The sequence below is a fragment of the Cupriavidus sp. 8B genome (genome assembly GCF_054589115.1).
In genome coordinates this window covers 25,781-36,342 of sequence record NZ_BAAILO010000211.1, presented here as the reverse complement: position 1 = coordinate 36,342, position 10,562 = coordinate 25,781, and the positions used below count along the sequence as shown (strand labels likewise).

The window sequence follows — 10,562 nt, the reverse complement described above, 5'->3', positions numbered from 1 at the left end:
CTCATCTGAGCGCAACACGTCGCTGTGGTTCGTGGGTGCTGCCGGGGCCGCCTGTGGGCTTGCTCAAGCCGCCATGCGGGCGGCGCGCCGCCAGCTCAGCGCCACCAGCAGCACCAGGGTCAGCGCGGCCAGCCCGAACCACTGGAAGGCATAGCCATAGTGGCGATCGGCGCCGATGTCCGCTGGCGCCCAGTCGCGCGCCAGCCCGTCGCCGTTGTCGTTGCGCTGTTCCAGCACAAAGGGTTGCAGGGGCACGCCGAGTTCCCTGGCGTAGGCGGCGAGATCCACATTCTGGCGGATCTTCTGGCCGGCCTCGGCATCCGCGCCCTGGCCAAGGCTGAAGACCCTCGGCACGGTCGCCAGCGCGGTGCCGTCCAGTTCCACCTCGCCTTCCGGGGTCGGGAATGGCGCGATATGTGTGCGATCCTGCGCATCGCGGGGCAGCCAGCCGCGTAGCACCAACACCGCCGGGGCGGAAGCATCGCCCCCTGCAACCCGCAGCGGCGTGAGCACCATGAAGCCGGCACGGCTATCGGTCCCGTTGCCGTGGGGGCGATTGTCCAGCAAAACCGTATGCGCTGCATCGAAGCGGCCGCGCACGTGCACGCGCCGCTCCGCCACCGCCCCATCCACCAGGCTGCGCCCTATCTCCAGCGGCGGCTGAGCTGCCAGCGCCTCGAGGCGCGCGGCCCGCGCCACTTTTTCATGGGCCCGGTTGAGCTGCCAGTTGCCCAGGGCACAGGTGACGGCGATCACCACCAGCGCGGCGATGGTGGGCAGCGGGCTCAGTGCGCGCCAAAGCTTCACGTGCGGCCTCCCTGGCATTTCCCGAGGGCGTTGCCACGCACGCCGATGCGATAATGGCACTTCATCCCTAGCAGACCCCGCGCTTGCGGGCCCTCCATGCGTATCGTCATCCTCATCGCGTTCTTCCTCATCATCGGTAGCCTGGCCTCCGCCCTGTTCTTCATGATGCGCGACCGCGGCAGGACGCCAAACATGATGCGCTCGCTGATGTTCCGGGTCGGCTTCTCGGTGGCCCTGTTCGTCTTCATCCTGTTCTCGCACTGGATGGGGTGGATACAGAGCACGGGCATCCGCATGGCACCCTGAAGCTGGCGCGCTTCCGGCGCCCCTTGGCTACGCCAGGATCGAACTACAAAAAACAAGCGCCGCAGGCTGGCTACTTCCCCTGCGGCGCTTGTTTTTTTGTTGTTCCCCGCGAGCAGAGGAGGAACCTCCCCCGCGACGCCGCCGGCGTGGCCGGCGGGCACTGCGATCGGGTGTCTTACAGCCAGTACACCACGATGTAGAGGAACAGCCACACCACGTCGACGAAGTGCCAGTACCAGGCGGCGCCTTCGAATGCGAAGTGATGGTCAGGCGTCAGCTGGCCCTTGAGCACGCGCACAAGCACCACCGTCAGCATGATCGCGCCGAGCGTCACGTGGAAACCGTGGAAGCCGGTCAGCAGGAAGAAGGTGGAACCGTAGATGCCCGAGGTCAGCTTGAGGTTCAGCTCCGAATATGCATGATGGTACTCATACACCTGGAAGCACATGAAGATCGCGCCCAGCAGGATGGTCAGCACCAGGCCCTGGATCAGCTGGCTGCGCTTGTTGGCCAGCAGCGCATGGTGCGCCCAGGTCAGCGTCAGGCCGGACATCAGCAGCAAGGCGGTGTTGATCGTGGGGATCGGCCACGGACCCATGGTCTGGAAGCTTTCCACGACCCCCGCCGGTCCGAGGTTCGGCCATACGGCGGCGAAGTCGGGCCACAGGATCTTGTTGTTCAGGTCGCCCAGCCAGGGCATGGCGATGTTTCGGGCGTAGAACAGCGCGCCGAAGAACGCTGCGAAGAACATCACTTCGGAGAAGATGAACCAGCCCATCGACCAGCGGAACGACAGGTCGATGTTCTTGCCGTACTTGCCCGTCTCGGATTCGTTGATCGCCTCGCCGAACCAGCTCTTGAGCACGAACAGGAACCACAGCAGGCCCAGTCCGCACAGGTACGGCCCCCAGGTCTGCCCGTTTACCCAGCCAGCAGCACCCCCAGCCGTCAGCAGCAAGCCAAAGCTAGCCGTGATCGGATGGCGCGAGGGGCCCGGTACGAAGTAGTACGGAGCGTTTGCGCGGTTCGCACTCATTCTTTTTTCTCCAGCTCAGAGTCTCTGATTCAGTAATCGTTATCCGCACATCCAGCCCTGACGAGGCCGGCGGCATGCTTTTGCCCTGCTCTTTTTACTTGTTCCTACCCTGCCCTGTACGTTGCGCTGCGTGGCCTCACCCTACCACCACACGCACGACCGTGATCAGCACCGCGATCAGAATGGCTACCCCGATCAGGCCGGCAATGATCACATGGACCGGGTTGAGCTGTGCCATGTCGCGCTCGTGCTCGCTCCCCTTGCGCAGGCCGATAAACGACCAGAACACCGCGCGCAGGGTTTGCGCAAATGACAGCTTGCGCTTGACCGCGTCCTTCATCTCATCCACGGCTTACCCCCCAACAACCACTACAACTGCAAATTCAAATGCCCTTGCCCGCACCGGCCGGCTGCGCGTCGAGCGGACCTTGCGGCGCTTGCGCCACCGGCGACCCGATCTCGAAGAAGGTATAGGACAGCGTAATGTTCTTCACGTCTTTCGGCAGGTCCGGATCGATCACGAACACCACCGGCATCTCGCGTGCTTCCTTGGCCTTCAGTGTCTGCTCCTTGAAGCAGAAGCACTCGATCTTCTTGAAATACTGCGTGGCCAGCTTGGGCAGGTAGCTCGGGATGGCCTGCGCCGAGATATCGCGTGCCTGGCCGTTCGCCACTTCGTAGACGATGGTGGTCATCTCGCCCGGGTGCACTTCCATGCTGCTCTTGACCGGACGGAAGGCAAAGGGCCCGCGCGCGTTGGAGTCGAACTCGACCGTGATCGTGCGGGCCTTGTCCACCTGCGTGTTCTTGACCTGGCCACCGTACAGGTCCCGCGTGGTCACCACGTTCAGCCCGGTGATCTCGCAGATCTTCTTGTACAGTGGCACCAGCGCATAGCCAAACGAGAACATCAACGCCACCACCACCAACAGCCGCAGCATCATCCCGCGGTTGAACTTCTTGTCGGTGGCATTGCTTGACTGCTGGTTCACGCTCATCTCAATACCCTGCAGCTTCAGCCGAGAAAGATCATCTTGGCGAAGAAACCCAAAAAGAAAACCATCACGATCGAGAAAAGGATCAGGCCGAGACGACGATTGGAGGCCTTGCGGTCTGCCTGCGATGGACTTTTGTTTGGATCCTGCATAACACCTTGCTTGCGTGACGCGGAAGGACGGGCACTGCCCATCCTTCCGTGTCTATTGCGGCTTACCTGACTGCGGCTTACCTGACTTGCGGCGGCACTTCAAAGGTGTGGAACGGGGCCGGCGACGGCACGGTCCATTCCAGGCCCTCGGCGCCATCCCAAGGCTTGTCCCCGGCTACCTTGCCGCCACGATAGGACGGCAGCACCACGAAGAAGAAGAAATACACCTGCATCAGGCCAAAGCCCAGTGCGCCGATCGACGCAATCGCGTTGAAATCCGCGAACTGGGTCGGGTAGTCGGCATAGCGACGCGGCATGCCGGCCAGACCCAGGAAGTGCATCGGGAAGAAGGTGATGTTGAAGAAAATCATCGAACCCCAGAAGTGGATCTGGCCGCGGGTTTCGTTGTACATGAAACCGCTCCACTTCGGACCCCAGTAGTAGTAGCCCGAGAACATCGCGAACAGCGAGCCAGCCACCAGCACATAGTGGAAGTGGGCCACGATGAAGTAGGTGTCCTGCAACTGGATGTCGATCGGGGCAACCGCCGGCATCAGGCCGGTGAAGCCGCCGATGGTGAACACGAAGATGAAGCCGATCGCAAACAGCATCGGGGTCTCGAAGGTCATCGAGCCGCGCCACATGGTAGCGATCCAGTTGAAGATCTTCACGGCCGTGGGCACCGCGATCAGCATGGTGGCGTACATGAAGAACAGCTGGCCGGTCACGGGCATGCCGGTCGTGAACATGTGGTGAGCCCACACGATGAACGACAGGATGGCGATCGAGGCGGTCGCGTAGACCATCGAGCTATAGCCAAACAGGCGCTTGCGGGCGAAGGTCGGCACGACGTGCGAGACGATCCCGAACGCCGGCAAGATCATGATGTAGACCTCGGGGTGGCCGAAGAACCAGAAGATGTGCTGGTACATCACCGGGTCGCCGCCGCCGGCCGCCGAGAAGAAGCTCGTGCCGAAGTGACGGTCGGTCAGCACCATGGTGATGGCGCCAGCCAGCACGGGCATCACGGCGATCAGCAGGTAGGCGGTGATCAGCCAGGTCCAGCAGAACATCGGCATCTTCATCAGCGTCATGCCAGGTGCGCGCATATTGAGCACCGTGACGATGATGTTGATCGAGCCCATGATCGACGACGCGCCCATGATGTGCATGGCGAAGATCGCCATGTCCATGCCGGGGCCCATCTGCACCGACAGCGGCGCGTACAGGGTCCAGCCGGCGGCGGTGGCGCCACCCGGTGCGAAGAACGACAGCACCAGCAGCAGCGCTGCCGGGGGCATCAGCCAGAAGCTGAAGTTGTTCATCCGCGCGAACGCCATGTCGGATGCGCCGATCTGCAGCGGGATCATCCAGTTGGCGAAGCCGACGAAGGCCGGCATGATCGCGCCGAACACCATGATCAGGCCGTGCATGGTGGTGAACTGGTTGAACAGTTCCGGGCGGAAGAACTGCAGGCCCGGCTCGAACAGCTCGAGACGGATCAGCAGTGCCAGCGCGCCGCCAGACAGCAGCATGGTGAACGAGAACAGCAGGTACAGCGTACCGATGTCCTTGTGGTTGGTGGCAAACAGCCAACGGCGCCAGCCATGCGGTTGATCGTGGTGATCGTCATGCGCGTGGTCGTGCGGGTGGGCGAGCGCGTCCGGGGTAGCAGTACTCATCGCGAAAACTCCTGAAATCCTGTTCAACCTGCGGCGCGGTCACCCGCGGCGCTGGCCTGCTTGGCAGCGGGCTTGTCTTCCGTCTTGGGCGCGGCGTCGCCGCCAGCGCCGGGTGCGCCGCCGCCTTCGCGGAACTTGCCGGCACGCGCGTTCACGAAATCGCTCGGTTGAATCACTTCACCCGTCTTGTTACCCCAGCTGTTGCGGGTGTAGGTCATGACGGCAGCGAGTTCGGTATCGGAGAGGTGCTTCCACACCGGCATGGCACCCTTGCCTTCCAGCAGGATATGCATCTGGCCGGCATCCGGGCCGTTGACGATCTTGGAACCGTCGAGAGCCGGGAAGGCGCCGCCGCCCTTGCCGTTAGGCTGGTGGCAGACCGCGCAGTTGGCGGTGTAGACCTTTTCGCCGCGAACCTTGAGCTCGTCCAGGGTCCAGGTCTTGTTGGGGTCGTCCGCCTTGGCGGCGAGTTCCTTCTTCTTGCCGTCGACCCACTTGGCGTAGTCGGCGTCGGAGACGACGCGCACGACGATCGGCATGAAGGCGTGTTCCTTGCCGCACAGCTCGGCGCACTGGCCACGGTACACGCCAATCTTCTCGGCCTTGAACCAGGTGTCGCGCACGAAGCCGGGGATGGCGTCCTGCTTGACGCCGAAGGCCGGGATCATCCAGGCATGGATGACGTCGTTGGCCGTCAGCACCATGCGGACCTTCTTGTTCACGGGCACCACCATCTCGTTGTCCACCTCCATCAGGTAGGTGTTCGACTTGGGGGCCTCGTTGTTGATCTGCTCGCGCGGGGTGGTCAGGGTGGACACGAAGGAGATGCCTTCGCCGTCGCCCTTCAGGTAGTCGTAGCCCCACTTCCACTGGTAGCCAGTGGCCTTGATGGTGATGTCGGCGTTGGTGGTGTCCTTCATCGCCACGACCGTCTTGGTGGCGGGCAGCGCCATGCCGATGACAATCAGGAACGGGATGATGGTCCAGATCACCTCGACGGTGATGCTTTCGTGGAAGGAGGCCGACTTCGCGCCCTTGGACTTGCGGTGCTTGAACACGGAGTAGAACATCACCCCGAACACGCCGATGAAGATCACGGTGCACATGATCAGCATCATCCAGTTCAGCCAGTGAATCTGCTCGGCGATCTTGGTGACCGGCTCGGTCAGATTGAGCTGACGCACGGCGGGGCCGCCTGGCATGTCTTCCACTGCCAGGGCTGCATGGCTAGTGAGCAAGGACGCTCCCACCAGACACGCTGCGGATGCCTTCTTCCACATTTTCATTTGTTATCTACCCAATTTACAGATTCAAATCTGTCACTCGCCGGACCTCCGCTGCCTCTCAGAGAGAACGTAAAGCCGATGCGAGCTCCTGCGCGAACTTTCGCCGCTTGTACTGGTCCAGAAAACACCCCACCCGCACAGCGCTCTTGCCCGAGCGCAGCAACACCAGCGCCCGTAATGATTCACCCGGTTCGACCCGCACCCACAGCGGGTTGAATTCATGCCGTGTCAGCTGCCCTGCACTGACCGAAACCACTACCAGCCTGCCGTCGACGAGGCTGACGCGCTCGTAGTCCGACGCATGCCGCCCATGCACCAGCAGGGCAATGCCCAGCCCGAGCAGTTCCAGCCCGGCAAAGGGAAGCACGAGCCATGACCCTCGCCACGCGAAGAACAAGGCGATGGCGAGCGAAACACTGACGATCGAGAGGTAAAACCAGCCAACCTGGCGCGGAGACAGCGAACAATTCCGCTTCATCAGCCAGTCTTTGTCCGGCGGGCCAAATCCGTCGGAACCGCCGCCGGATTTGTCTTGCGCCGTCTGGAGTGCGATACCCAAGTCTTGCATCGCCAACCTTGCATCGCCAACAACTCTGCGCTGGATGCACGCCTGGACGATTGCGCCTGGGACGCACCATTGAAGTGCGATTTCGCGCAAATTGTGCCAGGGAGACCACTGCGACAAACTGGCGCATTATAGGGCGCTTCGCCTACTCGGACAAGGCCGCTACTTGGCCAAGGGGCTGGCGCGCGACAAGTTTTTGTGCATCGGCACGGTGCTCGCGATAGCCCGCTTGACTGCGCCGCCGATGCGTGCAGCAGCGGCGCGGACGTTACTTGCGTTGCCGCGCGCGCCCGATCTTGTCGAGTGGAACCACGGCGTGGCCGAGCTCATCGACGGCCTGCTTGCCGCGCGGCGCCAGCTTCCAGGCATGGCCGTAGACGATCTCGAACGTGAGCGGGATCAGTCCCTCGGCATTGCGCTGGCGCTCCAGCGCGGCCAGCAGCGCCGCGTGCCAGCGGCGCCCGCGCAGCCCCCCGCCCTTGCCCGCGGCAGCCGGCAGGCGCAGCCCGCCAAAGGCCTGCACTTCGCGCAGAAGGGTCCGTGGCGACTCATAGGTGATCGTCAGGGTCTCCATATCCATCACGGGCGTGGACCAGCCGCTGTGCACCAGCATGTCCCCGATATCGTGCATGTCGACGAAGCGCAGCGTATGGGTGTCGCCATCCACTTCGGCAAAGGCGGCGCGCAGTTGCGCCAGCGTATCGGGCCCGAACAGCGAGAACAGGACCAAGCCTTCGTCGCGGGTGACCCGGTGCCACTCCGGGAAGACCCGGTGCGGCTCGGGGTGCCAGTGCAGCGCCAGGTTGGACCACAACAGGTCGAAGCTGGCCGGCGCGAAGGGCAATGTGGCAAGATCGCCCTGCACCAGGTCGAAGGTCGGGCGCTTGCCGAGCAGGCGCCCGAGCCACCCGGACTGGCGCTGGGGATCGCGCTGCACGGCCTCGCGCAGCATCGCCCCGGAAATATCCAGGCCAGCGATCTGCGCATCCGGGTATTGGGCGCGCAGCGCGGCCAGGCCGCGCCCGTGCCCGCAGCCGATATCGAGCGCGCGCACCGGCGCCAGCCGGATCATCTGCATGCGCTCCTGCATGCGCTGGCCGATCTCGCCCAGCAAGAAGTCCAGCTGGCCGAATCCGGCGCTGCGCCGGTCGAAGGCGAGGCGGGTCAGCCGCGTGGGCGGCAAATAGGCATCGGGGGAGTCGGCGTCATGCAGGGACACGGTCAAACCAGGCAGCAAGAAACTAAGAATGTGGATGACGGCGGGCGTGAAGCGTCCGTCGGGCATACGGTGCGCGCGCCAACGGGCGCCACAACAGGATCGCAAGTATACGCGCCCACCGCCAGGCCTGCCGCCGATGGCTCGGACGTGCCCCATGCGCCAGCCACACCCCTGCTGCACCGCCTGGCGCACCCGGGCGAAGGCGCCCTGCGCCATCATGCGCGGCGCTTGCTGCGCACGCTCCTGCCAGCGGCCTGCGCATTGTGCGGCACTGTGCAGGACGAAACCGTCTGCGCAGGCCGCGCGCAAGAGTTGCTGACGCCGCTGCCGCGTTGCCGCTGCTGCGCCCGCCCGCTCGGGCGCATTGCCGGGCCAGGCGCCGCCTCGCTCTGCGCGCAGTGCCGCTACGAGGCGCCGCCTTTCGACGACGCGCTGGTGCTGGGCGACTACGCCAGACCGCAGGACGGTCTGGTGCTAGCCCTGAAATTCGGCGGCGTGCTGCCGCTGGCGGACTGGCTTGCGGGCGAGCTGGCACGCCGCTGGCAGGCCGAATCCGGCACGTCCGGCCTGGCCCTGCCCGATGTGCTCGCGCCGATCCCGCTGTCCGCGCAGCGCCTTGCCGAGCGCGGCTTCAACCAGTCCTGGGAAATCGCACGGCCGCTGGCGCGCCGGCTGGGCGTGCGCGCCGCGCCGACGCTGCTGGCGAGGCTGCGCGATACCCCGGCCCAGGCCACGCTGGACCTGCCCGCGCGCCAGGCCAACCTGCAGGATGCCTTTGGCCTCGCGCCCGGCAACGACGTGGCGGGCCAGCATGTCGGCCTGGTCGATGATGTGATGACCAGCGGCGCCACCTTGGGCGAAGCGGCGCGGGTCCTGAAAGCCCACGGCGCGGCACGCGTGACGCTGGTGGTTGCCTTGCGCACCCCGTAGCGCACCCCATAGGCCCGGCGTGACAGGCGGCCCCCGGCAGGGTAAGCTGCCCAGCGTTTCACGGCTGCGGCGCCCCTGGCCCGCCCCTCCCCCATGTTCAATGTCGTCCTGGTCGAACCCGAGATCCCGCCGAATACCGGCAATGTGATACGGCTGTGTGCCAACACCGGTGCGCGCCTGCACCTTGTCAAGCCGCTCGGCTTTCCGCTGGAAGATGCGCGCATGCGCCGCGCCGGCCTGGACTATCACGAGTACGCCAGCATGCGCGTGCACGAGAACTGGGACGCGCTGATGGAAAGCGAACAACCCGACCCGGCCCGCATGTTCGCACTGACCACGCATGGCTCGACGCCCTTCGGCCAGGTCAGTTTCCTGCCCGGGGACTGGTTTGTGTTCGGATCGGAAACGCGCGGGCTGGCGCCGGAGCGGCGCGAGTGGTTTCCCACGGCGCAGCGCATCCGGCTGCCGATGCGGCCGGACAACCGCAGTCTCAACCTCTCCAATACCGTCGCGGTCGTGGTGTTCGAAGCCTGGCGCCAGAACGGCTTTGCCGGCGGCGCCTGAAGCCGCCGCCCGCGAACTTCCTTATTCCGGCTGCACGCCGGCCACGCGGATCACCTTGTCCCAGCGCACCTTCTCGCTAGCCATGGTCTGGCGCAGCGATTGCGGCGCGGTGCCGGCCGGCACGAAATACTGGGCGCGCATCTTGGCGCGCACGTCCTCGCTGCCGATGATGGCCACCAGCTCGCGATAGAGCCGGTCGATCACCGGCGCGGGTGTGCCAGCCGGGGCCAGCACCGCTTGCCATGAGATCGCCTCGAAGCCGGGATAGCCGGATTCCGCCACTGTCGGCACCGCGGGCAGCAGGCTGGTGCGCCCGCTGGTGGTCACCGCGATGATGCGCAGCTTGCCGGCAGTCACCAGCGGCATGGCAATGGCCGGCACCATGAAGCCGGCCTGCACCTGGCCGCCGACCATGGCGGTGGTGATCTGCGCGAACCCCGGATAGGGAATGTGCTGCAGGTCGATGCCGGCGGCCGCCTTGAGCTGCTCCATGGCCAGGTGGGCAGCGCTGCCGTTGCCCACCGACCCGTAGTTCAGCACGCCCGGCCGGGAACGGGCCAGGGCCACGAACTCCCGCACGTCATGCACCGGCAGGCGGGCATCCACCACCAGCACATTGGGCGACGTTGCCACCAGCGATACGGGGCTGAGCTGGCGCACCGGGTCGTAGCCGAGATGGCGCGACAAGGTTGGCGCGGTGACCAGCGGGCCATTGATGGTCAGCAGCAAGGTATAGCCATCCGGGGCGGCTCTGGCCACCATGCCGGTGCCGATATTGCCGCCGGCACCCGGGCGGTTTTCCACCACCACGGGTTGGCCGAGCGCCACAGACAGCTTCTCGGTCAGCAGGCGCGCGATCAGGTCAGGCGAAGACCCGGCCGGGAACGGCACCACCATGCGGATCGGCCGCGCCGGCCAGGGCTGGGCGGACGCGGGCGAAGCCAGTGCGGCACCAGCCGCGCCAGGCATGGCGCAGGCGGCAAGGGCTTTCAGGACGCGGCGCCGGGCCGCCATCATGGA

Annotated in this window: 13 protein-coding genes; 3 read left to right on the top strand and 10 right to left on the bottom strand. The window is 65.1% G+C overall.

What is annotated here, in order from left to right:
- Positions 1 to 63: 63 nt before the first annotated feature.
- Positions 64 to 825, bottom strand: coding sequence for an SURF1 family protein (locus ACYP5B_RS21130; protein WP_400091446.1), 762 nt, complete (start codon positions 823 to 825; stop codon positions 64 to 66).
- A 78-nt stretch (positions 826 to 903) separates the two neighbouring features.
- Between ACYP5B_RS21130 and ACYP5B_RS21125 the strand changes: the two genes are divergently transcribed.
- Positions 904 to 1,113, top strand: coding sequence for a twin transmembrane helix small protein (locus ACYP5B_RS21125; protein WP_006159466.1), 210 nt, complete (start codon positions 904 to 906; stop codon positions 1,111 to 1,113).
- Between the two features lie 175 nt (positions 1,114 to 1,288).
- On the opposite strand, the gene ACYP5B_RS21120 is transcribed toward ACYP5B_RS21125, so the two are convergent.
- The 8 genes from ACYP5B_RS21120 to ACYP5B_RS21085 form a co-directional block, all read right to left on the bottom strand.
- On the bottom strand, positions 1,289 to 2,149 hold the full coding sequence (locus ACYP5B_RS21120) for a cytochrome c oxidase subunit 3 (protein ID WP_400091444.1): 861 nt from the start codon (positions 2,147 to 2,149) through the stop codon (positions 1,289 to 1,291).
- 136 nt (positions 2,150 to 2,285) lie between these two features.
- Complete coding sequence (locus ACYP5B_RS21115) at positions 2,286 to 2,498, bottom strand: DUF2970 domain-containing protein (RefSeq protein ID WP_035861042.1); 213 nt, start codon at positions 2,496 to 2,498, stop codon at positions 2,286 to 2,288.
- A 34-nt stretch (positions 2,499 to 2,532) separates the two neighbouring features.
- Complete coding sequence (locus ACYP5B_RS21110; protein WP_459570976.1) at positions 2,533 to 3,147, bottom strand: cytochrome c oxidase assembly protein; 615 nt, start codon at positions 3,145 to 3,147, stop codon at positions 2,533 to 2,535.
- Positions 3,148 to 3,164: 17 nt separating this feature from the next.
- Positions 3,165 to 3,296 carry a cytochrome oxidase small assembly protein gene (locus ACYP5B_RS21105; RefSeq protein ID WP_006159470.1) on the bottom strand — a complete coding sequence of 44 codons (132 nt, stop codon included), beginning with the start codon at positions 3,294 to 3,296 and terminating at the stop codon, positions 3,165 to 3,167.
- Positions 3,297 to 3,373: 77 nt separating this feature from the next.
- Positions 3,374 to 4,978, bottom strand: coding sequence for a cytochrome c oxidase subunit I (ctaD, locus tag ACYP5B_RS21100; protein WP_400091441.1), 1,605 nt, complete (start codon positions 4,976 to 4,978; stop codon positions 3,374 to 3,376).
- A 23-nt stretch (positions 4,979 to 5,001) separates the two neighbouring features.
- Entirely contained in the window at positions 5,002 to 6,264 is a 1,263-nt protein-coding gene (coxB, locus tag ACYP5B_RS21095; RefSeq protein ID WP_318231609.1) for a cytochrome c oxidase subunit II, read from the bottom strand.
- A gap of 58 nt (positions 6,265 to 6,322) precedes the next feature.
- Positions 6,323 to 6,832 (bottom strand): DUF2244 domain-containing protein, encoded by a 510-nt coding sequence (locus ACYP5B_RS21090; RefSeq protein WP_459571025.1) that lies wholly within the window; start codon positions 6,830 to 6,832, stop codon positions 6,323 to 6,325.
- Positions 6,833 to 7,097: 265 nt separating this feature from the next.
- Entirely contained in the window at positions 7,098 to 8,114 is a 1,017-nt protein-coding gene (locus tag ACYP5B_RS21085; RefSeq protein WP_400091440.1) for a methyltransferase domain-containing protein, read from the bottom strand.
- On the opposite strand from ACYP5B_RS21085, the gene ACYP5B_RS21080 reads away from it, so the two are divergent.
- Both ACYP5B_RS21080 and trmL read left to right on the top strand, forming a co-directional pair.
- Positions 8,037 to 8,978, top strand: a complete 942-nt coding sequence (locus ACYP5B_RS21080) for a ComF family protein (RefSeq protein WP_459570975.1) — start codon at positions 8,037 to 8,039, stop codon at positions 8,976 to 8,978. The two genes, ACYP5B_RS21085 and ACYP5B_RS21080, sit on opposite strands and share 78 nt — an antisense overlap.
- Positions 8,979 to 9,071: 93 nt before the next feature.
- Positions 9,072 to 9,542, top strand: a complete 471-nt coding sequence (gene trmL, locus ACYP5B_RS21075; protein ID WP_267605374.1) for a tRNA (uridine(34)/cytosine(34)/5-carboxymethylaminomethyluridine(34)-2'-O)-methyltransferase TrmL — start codon at positions 9,072 to 9,074, stop codon at positions 9,540 to 9,542.
- Between the two features lie 21 nt (positions 9,543 to 9,563).
- On the opposite strand, the gene ACYP5B_RS21070 is transcribed toward trmL, so the two are convergent.
- Positions 9,564 to 10,556, bottom strand: a complete 993-nt coding sequence (locus tag ACYP5B_RS21070; RefSeq protein ID WP_400091492.1) for a Bug family tripartite tricarboxylate transporter substrate binding protein — start codon at positions 10,554 to 10,556, stop codon at positions 9,564 to 9,566.
- Positions 10,557 to 10,562 lie beyond the last annotated feature (6 nt).

What these genes read in the sequence shown, in the direction of transcription:
- ACYP5B_RS21130 (WP_400091446.1), bottom strand. Translation starts at nt 825, where the DNA reads ATGCCAGGGAGGCCGCACGTGAAGCTTTGGCGCGCACTGAGCCCGCTG.
- ACYP5B_RS21125 (WP_006159466.1), top strand. Translation starts at nt 904, where the DNA reads ATGCGTATCGTCATCCTCATCGCGTTCTTCCTCATCATCGGTAGCCTG.
- ACYP5B_RS21120 (WP_400091444.1), bottom strand. Translation starts at nt 2,149, where the DNA reads ATGAGTGCGAACCGCGCAAACGCTCCGTACTACTTCGTACCGGGCCCC.
- ACYP5B_RS21110 (WP_459570976.1), bottom strand. Translation starts at nt 3,147, where the DNA reads ATGAGCGTGAACCAGCAGTCAAGCAATGCCACCGACAAGAAGTTCAAC.
- ACYP5B_RS21105 (WP_006159470.1), bottom strand. Translation starts at nt 3,296, where the DNA reads ATGCAGGATCCAAACAAAAGTCCATCGCAGGCAGACCGCAAGGCCTCC.
- ctaD (WP_400091441.1), bottom strand. Translation starts at nt 4,978, where the DNA reads ATGAGTACTGCTACCCCGGACGCGCTCGCCCACCCGCACGACCACGCG.
- coxB (WP_318231609.1), bottom strand. Translation starts at nt 6,264, where the DNA reads ATGAAAATGTGGAAGAAGGCATCCGCAGCGTGTCTGGTGGGAGCGTCC.
- ACYP5B_RS21090 (WP_459571025.1), bottom strand. Translation starts at nt 6,832, where the DNA reads ATGCAAGACTTGGGTATCGCACTCCAGACGGCGCAAGACAAATCCGGC.
- ACYP5B_RS21080 (WP_459570975.1), top strand. Translation starts at nt 8,037, where the DNA reads ATGCAGGGACACGGTCAAACCAGGCAGCAAGAAACTAAGAATGTGGAT.
- ACYP5B_RS21085 (WP_400091440.1), bottom strand. Translation starts at nt 8,114, where the DNA reads ATGCCCGACGGACGCTTCACGCCCGCCGTCATCCACATTCTTAGTTTC.
- trmL (WP_267605374.1), top strand. Translation starts at nt 9,072, where the DNA reads ATGTTCAATGTCGTCCTGGTCGAACCCGAGATCCCGCCGAATACCGGC.
- ACYP5B_RS21070 (WP_400091492.1), bottom strand. Translation starts at nt 10,556, where the DNA reads ATGGCGGCCCGGCGCCGCGTCCTGAAAGCCCTTGCCGCCTGCGCCATG.